The following is a 16483-nucleotide window of genomic DNA, read 5'->3' on the forward strand; positions in this document are numbered from 1 at the left end:
CTGTGCCAGCCCCCGCTTCCCCGCCTGACGATCACGTTTACCGTGGCCAGCCCTCCCGTGAGGAGCCGGAGCCGGGAACCGCCGAGGCCCTGCAGATGGTCGAGGCCCGGACGGGAACCGTACGCGACCTCCTGGGGTACGAACCGTTTGGGCTGACCGCCCCCGATGCGCTGCGGGCCATCGTTGAACTGAACGACGGCGTGGATCACCTGCTCCGCGAAACGGTCCACCAGGCACGCCGCCACGGCACCACCTGGCAGGACATTGGCGCGGTGCTTGGCATCAGCAGGCAGGCAGCATTCCAGCGCTTCGGCCAGCCCGTCGGCCGCGTCCCTGCCGCCGAGAAGACCCAGCGCCGCAGCATGGCCGCCCTGATCGGCGTCGCGGAACGCATTTTCGCCCAGTGCGCCGACGAGGACTGGGCCGCGGTGAGGGACCATTTTGCTCCGGTCATGCTGGAGGCGGTGACTGTGGAGGGCCTCTCCTCGGTGTGGTCCTCGTTAGTCGAGGCTGTTGGACGGTACGAGCTCCCCGGGAAGGTGACCACCAGAAAGAACGGGGCGCTGCAGATCGTGGACCTGGAACTGATCTTCGAAGCTGGCGAGATGGCCGGCCGGATAGCGTTCGACGGCGACGGTCGGGTTGCGGGGATGCTGATTCTTGACCCCAGCATGCTCCCCGGTTGAGCCAGGCCGGGAGAACGTCAGTGGTCGAAAAACACCAGAGTCGAGTTAATGAGCTCAGCGATCACTTCAGTGTCGTGAGCCCGCCTGAGCGATTCCCTGAAATTTTCCTTGAACAGTGACCTGGCCAGGGTTGCCAGCACCTCAAGGTGCTCGGAGAAGGACTGCGACGGCGTGGCAATCAGGAGAATGAGCGTCGCCGGGCCGTCCACCGCGCCAAAGTCGAGGCTATGCCCGTACTTGGTGATGCCCACCGCGATGCTGGTCTGGGTGACGTAGTCGCTGCGCGCATGGGGCAGTCCCACCCCACCGGGAAGCCCGGTGGCCATCTGGTGTTCGCGGGAGTTGACCTGTTCCAGGAAACCGTCGAGGTCGGAGATCCTCCCCGCCTCGAACAGTTTGGTGGCCAGCTGCGCCGCCGCGTCCTCCTTGTCGGCGGCGACCATTTCCAGGATCACCAAGTCAGGGGTGGTCAGGATGGCGTCATGATATTCCAGGGATCGCTCGGTCACGGTAGACCTCTCGCGGGTTGCGTTGGACAGGCGGCGCGGCGTCCAGACCGCGGTCCTAGCTTAGCGGCACAATATCCTCGACTCCCATCCGGGCGTTGTCCGCCAGGATATCGTCGGGCTGCTCCTGGCTGAGCCGTTCCGCTTCCACCCTCGCCAGGTAGTGCTTGACCTCGCGGTCCACCTGCGCGTCGCTCCACTCAAGGAAGGGCGCCATCAGCGCGGCGACGGCGGGAGCCGCTGAGACCCCGCGGTCCCACGACTCGATGGAAATCCTGGTACGCCGGGTGAGCACATCGTCGATGTGGCGTGCGTTTTCGTGGGTGACCGCGTACACCACCTCGGCGCCGAGGTAGTCGTCGGCGCCGGGCAGCGGCTCGCCCAGGGACCGGTCCTCGCGGATCAGTGCCAGGATGTCCTCGGCGTGGGTGCCGTAGCGCTGCAAAAGGTGCTCGACCCGTGCCACATGCACGCCCGAGCTTTCGGCCATTCTCGCCCGCTTGTTCCAGGCGGCCTTGTACCCCTCGGCGCCGAGCAGCGGGACGGTTTCGGTGCAGCTGGCGGGAACCCGCTCGTCCAGCGCTCGGGTGGCTTCATCGACTGCGTCCTTGGCCATCACGCGGTAGGTGGTCCACTTACCACCAGCGACGACCACCAGCCCGGGGACCGGGTGGGCCACGACATGTTCCCGCGAGAGTTTCGCAGTGGAATCGCTCTCACCGGCCAGCAGCGGGCGCAGTCCGGCGTACACGCCCTCCACGTCTTCCCGCGTCAGGGGGCGGCGCAGTACCTTGTTGACGTGCTCCAGAATGTAATCGATGTCCTTGGACGACGCCGCAGGGTGGGCCTTGTCCAGATCCCAGTCAGTGTCGGTGGTCCCGATGATCCAGTGCCGGCCCCAGGGAATGACGAACAGGACCGATTTCTCGGTCCTGAGGATCAGCCCGACAGTTGACTGGAAGCGGTCGCGCGGCACCACCAGGTGGATGCCCTTGGAGGCCCTGACCTTCATCTGACCACGGTCGGTGACCATCGCCTGGGTTTCGTCCGTCCAGACACCGGTCGCGTTGATGACCTGTTTCGCGCGGATGTCGAACTGCTCGCCGGTTTCCTGGTCCTTCACGCGGGCGCCCACCACGCGTTCGCCTTCGCGGAGGAAGTCGACGACGGTGACCCGGTTGGCGACCTTGGCACCGTAGTGCCCGGCGGTGCGCACCATGTTGACGACATACCGTGCATCGTCCACCTGTGCGTCGTAATAGCGGATGGAGCCCACCATTGCGTCGTTTTTCAGGCTGGGCGCAGCGCGCAGGGTGCCACGCCGGGATAGGTGCTTGTGCATGGGGACCCCGCGGGAGTTGCCGGAGGTCATCCCCATCGTGTCGTACAGCAGGATCCCGGCCCCGACGTAGGGGCGTTCGAAAAACCGTTTGGTCAGCGGGTAGAGGAACGGTACGGGGCGGACCAGGTGCGGGGCGATCCGCTGGATCAGCAGCCCCCGTTCCTTCAGTGCTTCCTGCACCAGGGCGAAGTCAAGCATTTCGAGGTAGCGCAGTCCGCCATGGATCAGCTTCGAGGACCGTGAGGAGGTGCCGGACGCCCAGTCGCGGGCCTCAACCATCCCCACATCCAGGCCGCGGGTGACGGCGTCCAGCGCCGAGCCGGCGCCGACAACGCCTCCCCCGACGATCAGGATGTCCAGTTCCTTGCCGGCTTCCGACGTGGCTTTCAGCGCTGCTAGCGCGTCTTCACGGTTCTTCGGGCTGAGTGCTCCTGATGACATGGCGGCGATCCTTCGTCGGGTTCGATACTACGTCCCCCAACCTTAGCAATCAGCCGTTGGAAAGGTAGGGGGAAAGGACCACTTCCACCCGCTGGAACTCCTTCAGATCCGAGTATCCGGTGGTGGCCATGGCCCGCCGCAGGGCGCCGATCACGTTGGAGGTTCCGTTGGTGTGGTGGGATGGCCCCCACAGCACCTCCTTGAGTGGACCGACGGTGCCAATGTTGACCCTGTCGCCGCGGGGCAGCTCATCGTGGTGGGCTTCCTGGCCCCAGTGCCAGCCCTGGCCGGGTGCTTCCTCGGCCCGGGCGAGGGCCGAACCCAGCATCACGGCGTCGGCGCCCATAGCAATGGCCTTCACGATGTCGCCGCTGGTGCCCATCCCGCCGTCGGCGATGACGTGGACGTAGCGTCCGCCCGACTCGTCCATGTAGTCACGGCGGGCCGCTGCCACGTCGGAGATCGCCGAGGCAAGGGGCGAGTGGATACCCAGGGCGCGGCGGGTGGTGGTGGTCGCTCCCCCGCCAAACCCGACCAGGACCCCGGCTGCCCCGGTACGCATCAGGTGGAGGGCGGGAGTGTAGCCGGCGGCTCCGCCGACGATGACCGGCACATCCAGCTCGTAGATGAACTGCTTCAGGTTCAACGGCTCATCGTTCTTCGAGACGTGCTCGGCCGAGACGGTGGTGCCGCGGATCACGAAGATGTCGACCCCGGCAGCCACGACGGTCTTGTAGAACTGCTGGGTACGCTGCGGGGTCAGCGAACCCGCAACGGTGACACCAGCCTCGCGGATTTCGGCCAGGCGGCTGGTGATCAGGCCCTCCTGGATGGGCGCGTTGTAGATTTCCTGCATCCTGCGCGTGGCAGCCGGGCTAAAAGCTTCGCTGCCCAGCTGGGCGATCTCGTCCAGGACAGGCTGTGGATCCTCGTACCGGGTCCACAGGCCTTCCAGATTGAGTACCCCCAATCCACCGAGCCGGCCCATCGCGATAGCGGTTGCCGGGGACATCGCCGAGTCCATCGGAGCAGCGATGACCGGCATCTCGAACTGGTAGGCGTCGATCTGCCATTGCACTGACACGTCGTGCGGGTCACGGGTCCGGCGGGAAGGGACCACCGCCACGTCATCGAGCGAATATGCCCTGCGTCCGCGCTTGCCTCGGCCAATTTCAATCTCGTTAGTCACCCACCAAGGTTATCCCAGCGCAGCCCGCAAGGACTCCGCGGCATGTTCTAGGCCGGATTTGGCTATATAACCCAGATGGCATACACAGTGGGGGCCATTATGGGAGGCAGTGGTGTCACCGAAATCCAGCGACAGTTGCTAAGCGTGCTTTCCTTTCCGGCGTCGAGGAGGCTAGGGTGGATGGCATCCCGGAAGCGGAGCCCGAACGGTCTGAGTCCACCGATCCCACCACTGAAGGAAGTGTCGACATGCAGGAGCTGGAGCAATGGCCCACCGGGAGGCTATTGACCACCGCGGCACGCCTCGTCGACCATGCATGGAATGCGGCGCTGGTCGATCTGGGGCTCACCCACGCCGGCTATACCGCCCTGCGGGTACTGCAGGATCAAGGCCCCATCAACCAGACCAAGCTGGCCCAATTGATTCGGGTACAAAACCAGACCATGGGCAAAACCATCGAGAAGCTCCAGGCGAACGGATACGTCAACCGTGTCCGGGGTGCTGTTGACCAGCGGATCCAGATGGTGTCGGTGTCTGACTCCGGCCAGCGGGCCCTCGCCAGTGCCGAGAAGATTGAGCAGTCCCTCATAGCAGGGGGCGGACTGCTGTCCGAAACTCTCCGTGCCGAGCTCCGGAACCTGATCGAGGAGTTGGGAGCGGGACGGAATTCCGGTTCCCGCGCCGCTGGCTAACACGGGCCCCCATTGGACGTAGACTGCCTGTGCGAAAAGTTTTCGAACACCATTGGCGAAAGGTCAGGCTATGGGCGACAAGAGCAGGCTTTCACCGGAACAACCGTTCCCGGCCGATCTGGCACCGCTGGAAGACAGCCAGGTTGAGATCCTCAACAGCAAAGTCCACCGCCAGCTGGATCGTGAATACACGGTCGATCAGGAACCGGACCCCGAGACTGAATCACGGCACGAGGAACTGCAGGCCGAACTGGACTTCCGTGCCGCCGAGGACCATCAGCCGCCCGTGGATGTCAGCGCAGTGCAGCCGGTAGTGCCATCCAACCCCAGGGAGTCACTTCCCGAACCCCAGGCCACCGCGCCGGACCCCAAGGACAAGGCTCCCGCCTGAGCAGGGTGGTCACCACCCGGCGGGACCCGGGACTGTCGGGTCGGTGTCAAGGGAATCCGGGTCACGAGGATCCGGATCGAGCCCCAGCTGGCTCTCAAACATCCTGAAGTACCGTCCCCGCAGATTGACCAACTCCTCATGGGTGCCTGATTCGGCTACTTCCCCCTCCTCCATCATGTAGATGATGTCGGCCTTCTCGATGGTCGCGAGGCGGTGGCTGATGGCAATGATCGTGTGGTCCTTATCGGCGAAAAGCCGGCTGAAGATGCGGTGCTCGGCGAGAGCATCAATCGCCGACGTCGGCTCATCCATCACGATGAAGGGCGCCCCGCGGTAGAAGTTGCGGGCCATCGCGAGCCGTTGCCACTGGCCGCCGGACAGCCCGCTCCCCTTGCGGCCCCGCGGGTCCTCCATCCAGTTGCTGACATGACTCTCGAAGCCGTTTGGCAGGCGATCGATGAAGTCGGTGGCCTCAGCATCCGCTGCGGCGCGCTCCACCCGCTGGTCCTCTCTGGGCTGGGAGACGTCGCCGAAGTAGATGTTGTTGGCTGCCGTCGCGAACTCGTACTTCAGGAAGTCCTGTGACATCACTGCCAGATGCCGGTGCCAGGAAGCAATGTCGAAGGTCCGGAGATCCTGCCCATCCAGGAGGACCCGGCCGGACTCGGGCTGGTACAGGCCGGCCAGAATGCGGATCAGCGTCGACTTTCCGGCGCCGTTCTCCCCCACGATCGCAATGTGTTGCCCCGCCCTGATGGTCAGGGAGACCCCTTTGAGGACCTGGGTGCTCCCCGCTGTGTACGTGTAGGTGATGTCCTCGAGCCGAACCTCGGCGGGCGGCCCTGCCAGGGGTTTCCCGCCGCCGACCGCCGTCGGGAACTTCATGAACTCCTCGTAGTCCTTCAGGTTGGCGAGGTCCTCGTCGATGGAACTGAGCGAGGTCACCAGCTGGTTCGCCGTCGACAGGGCACGGCTGACGATCTGCTGGATATAGAGGAACTGGCCGACCGGCTGGGCACGAGCGATAATCTGCCCCACCACCCAGATCAGAGCCACCACCTCGGCACCGTACTGGAGCGCATCGGCGAGCAGCTGCTTGGGGATATACCGTTTCTGGAACTCGAGGCGACGCAGTTCGTCGGCGTCGCGCAGCCGGGAGCGCAGGTCCATCAGGTATTTCACTACCCCATACAGCCTCATCTCCGCGATGTGTTGCGGACGAATCAGGTTCGTTTCGATCAACCGCCGCTGCCGGCGGGAGTCCACCTGGGTGTTCCAGTGGGCCATCTGTTCGCGGGAAAGCTTGAACTGCAGATACACGCTCGGGATGATCGCGATCAGGACAATCAGGGCCACCCACCAGCTGACCAGCAGCAGCGCACCAATGGCGAGGATTACCGACACCAGCTGCGTGAAGATCGCGGCAATCCGGTCGAGGACGCGGGCGTAGGAGTCCGAGAACCTTTTGGCCCGGTCGTAGAGGTCGACGGTGTCCTTATCGTCGTACCGCCAGAACTCAAGCGCCAGGAAGCGCTCATACATCAGGTCCCCCACCACGGCACCGACCCTGAAACTCATCACCTGCTGGATGTAGCGGTCCACACTGGTGAACGCGCCCCAGAGCAATCCCAGCCCAGCGGTGATCAGCACATAGACCACCGCCCGCTGTCCGGCATCGGGATTACCCGCGTAAGCCTCGGCCAGGGCGGTGGTGGTCAGCGCAGCAAAGTAGGTAGTTACCAGCGGGAGTACCGCCGCAATCAGCGATCCGAGCACTTTCATGATCACAGCGCCCGGGGAAGCCTTGAAGCTCACCCGCAGAACCTGTCCCACAGCCCGGGCATACGGGCCCAGGGAAAGACGCGGCCGGGGATCCCGGGGCGGGCGAAGCTCACTGTCGGTCATGGCTCACCGTTCTTCATTCTCGCGGCAGGTCACCTGCGCACAGTCCATCGTGGCCATTGGCCAGCACGGCCCGAATCAGTCACGGAGGCCCGCTACTTCCTTCCAGCGGGACGTGCTGGCTACTTGGTGCCGTAGTTCGGCGCCTCGACGGTCATTTGGATATCGTGCGGGTGTGACTCTTTCAGGCCAGCCGAAGTGATGCGGACAAACTTGCCCTTCGCCTTCAGCTCGTCGATGGTGCGAGCGCCCGTGTAGAACATCGTCTGGCGGAGGCCCCCGACCAGCTGGTAGGCGACAGAGGCCAGCGGGCCGCGGTAGGCAACCCGCCCCTCCACCCCCTCAGGGATCAGCTTGTCATCGCCCGTGACATCCGCCTGGAAGTAGCGGTCCTTTGAATAGGAGGTGTTTTTCCCGCGGGTCTGCATGGCGCCCAGGGACCCCATCCCCCGGTAGGTCTTGTACTGCTTGCCGTTCACGAAGATCAGCTCGCCCGGCGCTTCGGCGGAGCCCGCCAGCAGCGACCCGAGCATGACGGTGTCGGCACCAGCAACAAGGGCCTTCCCGATGTCGCCCGAGTACTGCAGGCCGCCGTCGGCAATGACTGGCACCCCCGCTGGAATGGCTGCCTTCGCGGATTCGTAGATGGCGGTCACCTGGGGAACTCCAACCCCGGCAACAACACGTGTTGTGCAGATCGACCCGGGGCCTACCCCCACCTTGATGCCGTCGGCTCCGGCATCGATGAGGGCCTGTGCGCCCTCACGGGTGGCGGCCTGACCGCCAATGATGTCGACGTGGGCCAGTGACTTCTCGGCCTTGAGCCTGGCGATCATGTCGAGTACACCGGCGCTGTGGCCGTTGGCGGTGTCAACGAACAGTGCGTCAACGCCGGCGTCCACCAGGGCCATGGCTCGCTCCCAGCCGTCCCCGAAGAATCCGATAGCGGCACCGACCCGCAGGCGGCCCTCCTCGTCCTTGGTGGAGAGCGGATACTGCTCGGCCTTTGTAAAGTCCTTAACGGTTATGAGGCCCCGGAGGACTCCGTCGCCGTCGACCAGCGGAAGTTTCTCGATCTTGTTCTTGGCCAGCAGGCCAATCGCTTCCTCACCGCTGATCCCGACCTGACCTGTCACGAGGGGCATGGGGGTCATGACGGCGCGGACCAGCCGGTGAGGCCACTCGTGCTCGGAGACAAAGCGGGTGTCGCGGTTCGTGACGATGCCCAGCAGGTGGCCGGCGTCGTCGACCACGGGGAGTCCTGAGACACGGTAGTGCCCGCACAGCTCATCGAGTTCGGAGAGGGTGGCATCAGGTCCGATGGTCACCGGGTGGGTGATCATTCCGGATTCGCTACGCTTCACCCGGTCCACCTGTTCGGCCTGGTCCTGAATGGAGAGGTTGCGGTGGATGACCCCGAGACCGCCCTGGCGTGCCATCGCGACGGCCATCCGCGCCTCGGTGACCGTATCCATGGCCGAGGACAGCAGGGGGGTCTGGACGGTGATGCGCTTGGATACCCGCGAACTCGTATCGGCTTCGGAAGGGATCACGTCGGTGAGGCCAGGCAGGAGCAGGACGTCGTCGTACGTCAGGCCAACGAATCCGAACGGGTCGTGGGTTTCGTTACGCGGGGACGGGTGGCTCACTGCGTCGCCTCTTTCTCAGATGGTCTGTTGGTAGAAGCTGGCCCTCGGATGATCGGACTGCCAGACTCTCATCCTAAAACCATTGCCGGGCGCACCCTATTCCGCGGGCGCTTTGGCGGGGCGTGAAGTCGCTCACGGGCGGTCGTCTGATCCGGGAGGACGACTTGGCGCATCCTGTTCGGCCCTCACCCACGCGGGGCGCATGAACCGCGGTAGCCAGGCGGTGCTCAGCAACCACAGCAGGATGCCGGTCATGGTCATCCCGACTGCTACAACCGTGAGCGGTCGCGGGGCGTTCACATCCGCCAGAAGGGCTGCCAGCGGCGCCAGGGCAAAGCCGATCCCGCCAAAGAGCAAGCCCAGGCCAACATAGCTGTCCACGCGCGGAATGAGACCCGGTTGCAGCCAGGTCCGCCAGCGACCACGGTAGGCGTTCACGCCGCACAGGGTCATGATCACGCCTGCGACGAAGCTGATGAGTCCCACAGAGAAATCCATCGGTGAATAATCCCCTCTGCCACTGGAACCTGACGCTTGGTGCTACCCAGCGTACGACGACACCCCCGGTCGAAGAACCGGGGGTGTCGTCGTTACTGAGTGGCCCTGCGTCCGGGGGACGCAAGGCCGGTGCCGCTAGTGGCTGTGGCCGTGGCCGTCTTCGTCGTCGTTCTCAGGCTTCTCGACCACCAGTGTTTCGGTGGTGAGAATCAGGGCCGCGATGGACGCCGCGTTCCGCAGCGCCGAACGGGTGACCTTGACGGGGTCGATGATGCCGGCGTCGATAAGGTTCTCGTAGTCGCCGGTGACGGCGTTGAAACCGTGACCTGGCTCGAGTTCCTCGACACGGTGCACCACGACGTAGCCTTCGTGACCAGCGTTCTCGGCAATCCAGCGCAGCGGCTGTGCCAGGGCACGGCGCACCAGGTTGATCGCGGTCGCCGCATCACCCTCAAGGGCGAGGACGGCTGAATCGGTGTCAAGCGCCTTTGACGCGTGGATCAGCGCAGCGCCGCCACCGGCGACGATGCCCTCGTCGAGAGCCGCGCGTGTGGCTGACACGGCGTCCTCGATGCGATGCTTCTTTTCCTTGAGCTCAACCTCGGTGGCTGCGCCAACCTTGATGACTCCGATGCCGCCTGCCAGCTTGGCCAGGCGTTCCTGCAGCTTCTCACGGTCCCAGTCAGAATCGGTGCGCTCAACCTCAGCGCGGATCTGGGCAACACGGTCAGCGACGTCGGACTCGGTGCCGATGCCGTCGACGATGGTGGTGGTGTCCTTGGTGACGGTGATCCGGCGAGCCGAACCCAGCACCTCGAGGCCCACCTGATCCAGCTTGAGGCCGAGGTCAGGCGAAACGACCTGCGCACCGGTCAGCGTGGCGATGTCCTGCAGCATGGCCTTGCGGCGGTCGCCGAAGCCTGGCGCCTTGACGGCGACAACATTCAGGGTGCCGCGGATCTTGTTCACCACGAGGGTGGACAGCGCTTCGCCGTCAATGTCCTCGGCGATGATGAACAGGGGCTTACCGGCCTGCAGCGCCTTCTCCAGCAGCGGCAGGAATTCCTGCAGCGAGGAGATCTTGCCGGAGTTGATCAGGATGAGTGCATCTTCGAGCACTGCTTCCTGACGCTCTGCGTCGGTGATGAAGTACGGGCTAAGGAAACCCTTGTCGAACTGCATGCCCTCGGTGAGGACCAGCTCGGTCTGGGTGCTTGAGGATTCCTCGATGGTGATGACGCCATCCTTGCCGACCTTCTCGAAGGCCTCAGCGATGAGCTCGCCGACCTCGGTGGACTGGGCAGAGATGGAGGCAACGCTGGCGGTCTGCTGACCGACTACTTCGCGGGCGTTCTCGAGCAGGCGGGCTGCGACGGCCTCGATGGAGACCTCGATGCCACGCTTGAGCTGCGAGGGGGCCGCGCCGGCTGCAACGTTGCGCAGGCCTTCGCTGACCAGTGCCTGCGCCAGAACTGTCGCAGTAGTGGTGCCGTCACCGGCAATGTCGTTGGTCTTGGTGGCCACTTCCTTGGCGAACTGAGCGCCAAGGTTCTCGAACGGGTCGTCCAGTTCGATTTCGCGGGCAATGGTCACGCCGTCGTTGGTGATGGTGGGGGCTCCCCACTTCTTGTCCAGTACGACGTTGCGGCCGCGGGGGCCGAGCGTCACCTTGACGGTGTCAGCCAACTTGTTGACTCCCGCTTCCAGCGCGCGGCGTGCAGCGTCGTCAAACAGCAACTGCTTTGCCATGATGTGTTTCCTCTTCCATTGTGCACATCTGCGTGGGCAGATTGTGCGTGTGCAAATCCTGGTGCTGCTGTGTGCGTCATGACGCACTGACGAGAGAACCCCGGCCTTTACGGCCGGGGTCCACTCGAGGGAAAACTACTTAACGACGATCGCCAGAACGTCGCGAGCCGAGAGTACGAGGTACTCTGCGCCGGCGTGCTTGACTTCGGTTCCGCCGTACTTGGAGTAGATGACAATGTCGCCTTCGGCTACATCGACGGGGACGCGGTTTCCGTTATCGTCAACGCGACCTGGGCCTACTGCAACAACTTCGCCCTCCTGGGGCTTTTCCTTGGCAGTATCCGGGATGACCAGACCCGAGGCAGTGGTCTGCTCGGCTTCCAGTGGGCGGACAACAATACGATCCTCAAGAGGCTTAATAGAGACCGGCACGCGGACCTCTCCTTCGCTTGGGTGACAAATGGAATTAAGGCCTTCGGATGGCGCTGACCGTCGTCGCGGTGCCGGCTCACGCTTCCCTGAAGGAGTTAGCACCCTCATGGTGAGAGTGCCAAGTCTGACTTTATGCATTGGTTAGCACTCGGTCAAGGCGAGTGCCAGATTGCGCTGCGAGCGCAGCCCCATTCCGGTCCGGATGGTTCACGGATTCACATTGCTGATGATCGATGCCCTGCCCACTCCCGCGGAGATCCCGACGACGGCGGCGAGGATCGCGGGGAAACACCGCCTCGACCTCCGGCAGGATCGGCGCTGGTGCGTCTCGCGGTCCTCCACGGCTGGAGCCTAACGTCTGCCTTCGACGCCGTTAGACTCCGCCCAGTAGACTGGGCAACTGGCCCTTTACTGGCCATCCCACTCTCTTTCGAAAGCAGTTTCGTGACCCAGCAGGTACAGGCCACCGCCCGGAGCAACAGCGGCATTGTCCAGGAGGCTTCCCGCCGTCGGACCTTCGCGGTAATCTCGCACCCCGACGCCGGCAAGTCGACCCTGACCGAGGCCCTGGCGCTGCATGCCCGGGTGATCGGGACGGCCGGTGCCACCAATGGCAAGGAGAACCGTCGGGAGACCGTCTCCGACTGGATGCAGATGGAAAAGGACCGCGGCATCTCGATCAGCTCCACTGCCCTGCAGTTCTCCTACCGGGACACCGTCATCAACCTGCTGGACACCCCCGGCCACTCCGACTTCTCCGAGGACACCTACCGGGTGCTCGCGGCAGTGGACTGCGCGGTCATGCTGATCGACGCCGCCAAGGGCCTCGAAACCCAGACCATGAAGCTGTTCGAAGTCTGTCGTCAACGGAACATCCCCATCATCACCGTGATCAACAAGTGGGACCGGCCCGGGCTCGACACCCTGGCCCTGATGGACGAGATCACCGAGCGCACCGGTTTGATCCCCATGCCCCTCACCTGGGCCGTCGGCATTGCCGGCGACTTCCGCGGTGTCTGGGACCTGAAACGCGACGAGTTCGTCCGCTTCACCAGGAAAAACGCTGGCGCCTCCCTCGCCACGGAGGAGCACCTCACCCCTGACGAGGCGCTTGCCCAGGAGGGCGACGCCTGGACCGACGCCCTCGACGAGGCGTCGCTGGTGATCGAGTCGAATCAGCCCTTCGATAAGGAGAGCTTCCACGCCGGAACCGGGACGCCGGTGCTGTTCTCGTCAGCGGTCCTGAACTTCGGCGTCCAGCACATCCTCGACACCCTGGTTGACCTGGCGCCCGCCGCCTCACCCCGCAAGGACATTGACGGCAATCCCCGCCCTGTGGATGCACCCTTCTCGGGCTTCGTCTTCAAGGTGCAGGCAGGCATGAACCGCGCCCACCGCGATCATGTGGCCTTCATCAGGGTCTGCTCCGGCGTCTTCGAACGCGGCATGGTGGTCACCCACGCCAACTCGGGGAAAACCTTCGCCACCAAGTACGCGCAGCAGCTGTTCGGCCGCGAACGCGAGGTGATCGACGAAGCCTGGCCGGGCGACGTCGTCGGGCTGGTCAACGCCTCCGCCCTGCGGATGGGCGATAGCCTCTACGTCGAGGAGCCGGTCGAGTACCCACCGATCCCCCTGTTCAGCCCTGAGCACTTCCGGGTGGCCCGGTCCAAGGACCCCAGCCGTTTCAAACAGTTCCGGCGCGGGATCGAACAGCTCGGCCACGAGGGAATCATCCAGGTACTCCGCTCTGATCTCCGGGGAGACCAGGCGCCAGTGCTGGCAGCGGTCGGACCGATGCAGTTCGAAGTGGTCGCGGACCGGATGGAACACGACTTCAGCGCGCCCATGCGGATGGAACCGCTGCAGTATTCGCTGGCCAGGCTCACCACCCACGACGCCCAGGCCGCGCTCAGCGCCATCCGCGGCACCGAAGTGCTGATCCGGTCCGACGGCGAATATCTGGCCCTCTTCAACGACGTCTGGGCACTCCGCCGGGTGGAGAAGAACTCGCCGGAGATTTCCCTGTCAGTGATCGGCACTGACGCCGGGGACGCCCGGGGCTACTGAGATGGCCGCTGACGCCGTCGCCGCGGCCGCTTCCCCGGATCCAATCGCGCCGCTCCTGACCCCTGAGGGGTGGGAGTTGCTGAACTCACTGGCCCCCTACGATGACGCCGACACCCTGCGCCTCAGCACCTCCCTGCGCCGGGACGGGCACGATCCGGAGGTCATCTCGGCCGCCCTCACCCAGTCGAGGCTCCGTGCCAAGGGGGAGGCGAAATTCGGTCCTTTTGCTGCCCGCATGCTCTTCACCGCTGCGGGACTGGAGCAGGCAACCCGCCTCGGGGTGGCCGCCCGTCACGCCGAACGCTACGTCACTGCCGGACTGGAACGCGTGGCCGATCTGGGGTGCGGGATCGGCGCCGACGCGATGGCCCTCGCCAGCCTGGACCGGCAGGTGACAGCAGTCGAGATCGATGAGACCACCGCCGCCGCTGCCACCATGAACCTGATGCCCTGGCCGAATGCCACGGTGGTGGGCGGCGACGCCGAGTCGTTCGACCTCTCCGGGTACGACGGCGTGTGGCTGGACCCTGCCCGCCGGACCACCAGTACCTCGGGCACCAAACGATTGTTCGACCCGGAGGCTTTCTCCCCTCCCCTCTCGTTCGTGGAACGGCTGGCCGACAGCGGCACCGCCGTTGGGGTCAAGCTGGGCCCGGGCATCCCGCACACCGCGGTGCCTGCGGGCTGTGAGGCGCAGTGGGTGTCGGTGGACGGGGACGTCACCGAGGTGGCGCTCTGGTTCAACTCCCTGAAGCGGCCGGACGTCCGCCGGTCGGCGCTCGTGATCAGCGCGCATGGAGCCGCCGAGCTCACCAGCGGCTCCGATTTCGACGACGACGGCCGGCCACCCCTCGGCGCTCCCGAGGGCTACCTCTACGAACCGGACGGCGCCGTGATCCGCGCGGGCCTGGTGGCCGACGTCGCCAGGCAGCTAGGCGGCCACCTGTTGGATCAACGGATCGCCTACATCTGCGCCCCGACCCTGCAAGACACGCCGTTCGCCCGTGCCTACAGGGTGATCGACGTGATGCCGTACAACGTCCGCGCCCTCAAGACCTGGGTGCGGGAGCAGGGCATCAGTATTCTCGACATCAAGAAACGTGGAACCTCGGTGACCCCTGAGGAGTTGCGCAAGCAGCTCCTGGCAGGATCCGGCAAGTCAGCAAGAGCTGGTGGCAAGAAGAAGGCCACCCTGGTGCTGACCCGGATCGGCGAGGACAGGGTGGCCATCGTGGTCGAACCCGTCGCCGGGTAGGCCACCAGAAGCCCTGCGCCGCCGCCTTCGTCATATTGGTGGGCAACCTGGACATCCGTGTCCAACATCTTCCTCACCAATGCCCATGTTGACCCTTCTTGTCCAGCTTGCTCACCGAGTCGGCAGGATCGCAAACCGGACACCTGCAGTCCGCCCATCGTTGTGGCCTTTAACTGTCGGTACCGGATGGGACAGTTGGGCATGGAAACGGACATTCCTCATATTGATGTCATTCTGCGATCCTTCCTTCAGGATGTCGGTGCTGGCCGGAGCCCCTCCGTCGGCGCCCGATATTACCGGGTGATGGTGCACCTGTCCTGCTATCTGGAGTCAGTCGACGCTGACGCGGTGCTGGGCACCGCAGCTGGGACCCTGCTCGCGGCGGAGCGTGAGTTCCACCCGTACGGCGCGTTCCGCCGGCTGTTCACTGCCCACGATCTGGTGTTCTGCCTGCCGGACTTCCTCAACGACAGGTGGCTGATGCGGGATCCGGCGGACGCGCGCACACAGATCAGCCTGACCGACCGTCTGCTGCGCTGGGTGCGGCACAGGTACCCGGACGACATGTTCTACTGTGCCTGCGAAATCCGTGAGTGCACGGTGGCGATCAGTCAGGCCCGGCGGCGATTGCGGAGGTAATGCCCGGCCATGCCCGGTTATCTAGGCCGAGCCCCGCCACATCACTGACGTTTCGAGCACTTCTGCCGGGCTGGGCAGGCCACGGATCTGGGCCAGTACCAGCTCCGCCGCGCGCTCCCCCAGGAGGTCGGCGGGCTGCCTGACCGTGGAGAGCTGAGGCCGACACCGCAAGGCCCAACTGCTGTCGTCAAAACCGACGATTCCCACGTCCCCCGGCACCTGGCGACCGGTTTCCTGCAGGGCAGTCATCGCCCCCGCCGCCACGGCGTCCGAAGCAGCAAACACGCCGTCCAGGTCAGGGCGGCGACGCAACAGTTCCTGCATCCCCTCCAGCCCGAACCCGTAGGTGTAGAGCGGGTATTCCACCACCAGCTCCGGGTCAAACAGCTCCCCCATTGCCGCCTTGAACCCCGCCAGGCGGTCCTGGCCGGAGTCCCGGTCCAGCGCGCACGCGATCATCCCCACCCGGGTTCGCCCGGTCCCGACAAGGCGGGACGTGATGGCCTCCGCTGCGGCCGCGTTGTCGATCGCCACATAGGGGATATCCGGGATGCCCGGCGGGTGGCCCACAAACGCCGCTGGCACTCCCAGGTTCTTGACAGCCAAGGCAATCGGATCGGATTCCCTGGCCGACACGATCACCGCGCCGTCCACCAAACCGCCCTGGAGGTAGTCCGCAACCCGTCGGCTATCACGCGCGGAATCGATAATCAGGGTGACCAACTGGTAGTCGGCGGCCGAGAGCACCGCGTTCGCGCCCAGCAGGATTGACCCGATATTTGGGTCCTCGAACAGGAGCGAATGGGGTTCATGGATAATCAACCCGATGGCGCCCGACTGCTGCCGGACCAGGTTCCGGGCCACCGAGTTCCGGACGTAGCCCACCTTCAGGATTGCTTCCTCCACGGCAAGCTTCGCATCCTCGGACACATAGCGTTCCCCGTTGACCACCCGGGACACCGTTCCACGGGACAGCCCCGCCGCCGAGGCAACATCATTGATGGTTGCCCTCCTGATGCGCGTGCGAGTTGACTCCATACCT

Annotated in this window: 16 protein-coding genes; 7 read left to right on the forward strand and 9 right to left on the reverse strand. The window is 64.8% G+C overall.

The annotated features are described in order from the left end of the window. Nucleotides 1-2: 2 nt before the first annotated feature. Complete coding sequence (locus HMI58_RS03880) at nt 3-686, forward strand: DUF3887 domain-containing protein (protein ID WP_171618218.1); 684 nt, start codon at nt 3-5, stop codon at nt 684-686. 17 nt (nt 687-703) lie between these two features. Here HMI58_RS03880 and HMI58_RS03885 read toward each other — a convergent pair whose 3' ends face one another. Genes HMI58_RS03885 through HMI58_RS03895 form a run of 3 tightly spaced genes read right to left on the reverse strand, consistent with a single transcriptional unit; the run spans nt 704 to nt 4164 of the window. Continuing rightward, nucleotides 704-1195, reverse strand: a complete 492-nt coding sequence (locus tag HMI58_RS03885) for a PTS sugar transporter subunit IIA (RefSeq protein ID WP_171583967.1) — start codon at nt 1193-1195, stop codon at nt 704-706. Between the two features lie 55 nt (nt 1196-1250). Then, nucleotides 1251-2975: a glycerol-3-phosphate dehydrogenase/oxidase gene (locus HMI58_RS03890; RefSeq protein WP_171618219.1), complete on the reverse strand. Its 1725-nt coding sequence runs from the start codon at nt 2973-2975 to the stop codon at nt 1251-1253. 49 nt (nt 2976-3024) lie between these two features. Continuing rightward, entirely contained in the window at nt 3025-4164 is a 1140-nt protein-coding gene (locus HMI58_RS03895; protein ID WP_171583965.1) for a GuaB3 family IMP dehydrogenase-related protein, read from the reverse strand. A 176-nt stretch (nt 4165-4340) separates the two neighbouring features. On the opposite strand from HMI58_RS03895, the gene HMI58_RS03900 reads away from it, so the two are divergent. Both HMI58_RS03900 and HMI58_RS03905 read left to right on the forward strand, forming a co-directional pair. Beyond that, nucleotides 4341-4856 carry a MarR family winged helix-turn-helix transcriptional regulator gene (locus tag HMI58_RS03900; protein WP_318779123.1) on the forward strand — a complete coding sequence of 172 codons (516 nt, stop codon included), beginning with the start codon at nt 4341-4343 and terminating at the stop codon, nt 4854-4856. Nucleotides 4857-4926: 70 nt separating this feature from the next. Continuing rightward, nucleotides 4927-5247 carry a hypothetical protein gene (locus tag HMI58_RS03905; RefSeq protein WP_225667875.1) on the forward strand — a complete coding sequence of 107 codons (321 nt, stop codon included), beginning with the start codon at nt 4927-4929 and terminating at the stop codon, nt 5245-5247. Nucleotides 5248-5256: 9 nt separating this feature from the next. Here the strand turns inward: HMI58_RS03905 and HMI58_RS03910 are convergent, their stop codons facing one another. From HMI58_RS03910 to groES, 5 genes are all read right to left on the reverse strand, one after another. After that, nucleotides 5257-7152, reverse strand: coding sequence for an ABC transporter ATP-binding protein (locus HMI58_RS03910; protein ID WP_171618220.1), 1896 nt, complete (start codon nt 7150-7152; stop codon nt 5257-5259). Between the two features lie 119 nt (nt 7153-7271). Next, the gene (gene guaB / locus HMI58_RS03915; RefSeq protein ID WP_171583963.1) at nt 7272-8798 is read right to left on the reverse strand and encodes an IMP dehydrogenase; all 1527 of its coding nucleotides are present in this window, start codon (nt 8796-8798) and stop codon (nt 7272-7274) included. A 132-nt stretch (nt 8799-8930) separates the two neighbouring features. Then, nucleotides 8931-9296, reverse strand: coding sequence for a hypothetical protein (locus HMI58_RS03920; protein WP_171618221.1), 366 nt, complete (start codon nt 9294-9296; stop codon nt 8931-8933). A 135-nt stretch (nt 9297-9431) separates the two neighbouring features. Further along, nucleotides 9432-11045 carry a chaperonin GroEL gene (gene groL, locus HMI58_RS03925; protein ID WP_171618222.1) on the reverse strand — a complete coding sequence of 538 codons (1614 nt, stop codon included), beginning with the start codon at nt 11043-11045 and terminating at the stop codon, nt 9432-9434. Nucleotides 11046-11180: 135 nt separating this feature from the next. Further along, complete coding sequence (groES, locus tag HMI58_RS03930; RefSeq protein ID WP_019481570.1) at nt 11181-11477, reverse strand: co-chaperone GroES; 297 nt, start codon at nt 11475-11477, stop codon at nt 11181-11183. Nucleotides 11478-11703: 226 nt separating this feature from the next. Between groES and HMI58_RS14800 the strand changes: the two genes are divergently transcribed. The 4 genes from HMI58_RS14800 to HMI58_RS03945 all read left to right on the forward strand — a co-directional run bounded on the left by HMI58_RS14800 (nt 11704) and on the right by HMI58_RS03945 (nt 15441). After that, nucleotides 11704-11832 (forward strand): hypothetical protein, encoded by a 129-nt coding sequence (locus HMI58_RS14800; RefSeq protein ID WP_275690914.1) that lies wholly within the window; start codon nt 11704-11706, stop codon nt 11830-11832. Nucleotides 11833-11921: 89 nt separating this feature from the next. Beyond that, on the forward strand, nt 11922-13547 hold the full coding sequence (locus tag HMI58_RS03935; protein ID WP_171583959.1) for a peptide chain release factor 3: 1626 nt from the start codon (nt 11922-11924) through the stop codon (nt 13545-13547). 1 nt (nt 13548) lies between these two features. Further along, entirely contained in the window at nt 13549-14802 is a 1254-nt protein-coding gene (locus HMI58_RS03940; protein ID WP_171618223.1) for a methyltransferase domain-containing protein, read from the forward strand. Between the two features lie 201 nt (nt 14803-15003). After that, complete coding sequence (locus tag HMI58_RS03945; protein WP_171618224.1) at nt 15004-15441, forward strand: hypothetical protein; 438 nt, start codon at nt 15004-15006, stop codon at nt 15439-15441. 21 nt (nt 15442-15462) lie between these two features. Here HMI58_RS03945 and HMI58_RS03950 read toward each other — a convergent pair whose 3' ends face one another. Beyond that, nucleotides 15463-16479: a LacI family DNA-binding transcriptional regulator gene (locus tag HMI58_RS03950; RefSeq protein ID WP_171618225.1), complete on the reverse strand. Its 1017-nt coding sequence runs from the start codon at nt 16477-16479 to the stop codon at nt 15463-15465. Nucleotides 16480-16483 lie beyond the last annotated feature (4 nt).

The sequence above is a fragment of the Arthrobacter sp. 147(2020) genome (assembly GCF_013116715.1).
Classification (GTDB): Bacteria; Actinomycetota; Actinomycetes; order Actinomycetales; family Micrococcaceae; genus Arthrobacter_D.

What these genes read in the sequence shown, in the direction of transcription:
- HMI58_RS14800 (WP_275690914.1), top strand. Translation starts at nt 11,704, where the DNA reads ATGATCGATGCCCTGCCCACTCCCGCGGAGATCCCGACGACGGCGGCG.
- HMI58_RS03905 (WP_225667875.1), top strand. Translation starts at nt 4,927, where the DNA reads ATGGGCGACAAGAGCAGGCTTTCACCGGAACAACCGTTCCCGGCCGAT.
- HMI58_RS03950 (WP_171618225.1), bottom strand. Translation starts at nt 16,479, where the DNA reads ATGGAGTCAACTCGCACGCGCATCAGGAGGGCAACCATCAATGATGTT.
- HMI58_RS03940 (WP_171618223.1), top strand. Translation starts at nt 13,549, where the DNA reads ATGGCCGCTGACGCCGTCGCCGCGGCCGCTTCCCCGGATCCAATCGCG.
- HMI58_RS03920 (WP_171618221.1), bottom strand. Translation starts at nt 9,296, where the DNA reads ATGGATTTCTCTGTGGGACTCATCAGCTTCGTCGCAGGCGTGATCATG.
- HMI58_RS03910 (WP_171618220.1), bottom strand. Translation starts at nt 7,152, where the DNA reads ATGACCGACAGTGAGCTTCGCCCGCCCCGGGATCCCCGGCCGCGTCTT.
- HMI58_RS03890 (WP_171618219.1), bottom strand. Translation starts at nt 2,975, where the DNA reads ATGTCATCAGGAGCACTCAGCCCGAAGAACCGTGAAGACGCGCTAGCA.
- HMI58_RS03945 (WP_171618224.1), top strand. Translation starts at nt 15,004, where the DNA reads ATGGAAACGGACATTCCTCATATTGATGTCATTCTGCGATCCTTCCTT.
- groL (WP_171618222.1), bottom strand. Translation starts at nt 11,045, where the DNA reads ATGGCAAAGCAGTTGCTGTTTGACGACGCTGCACGCCGCGCGCTGGAA.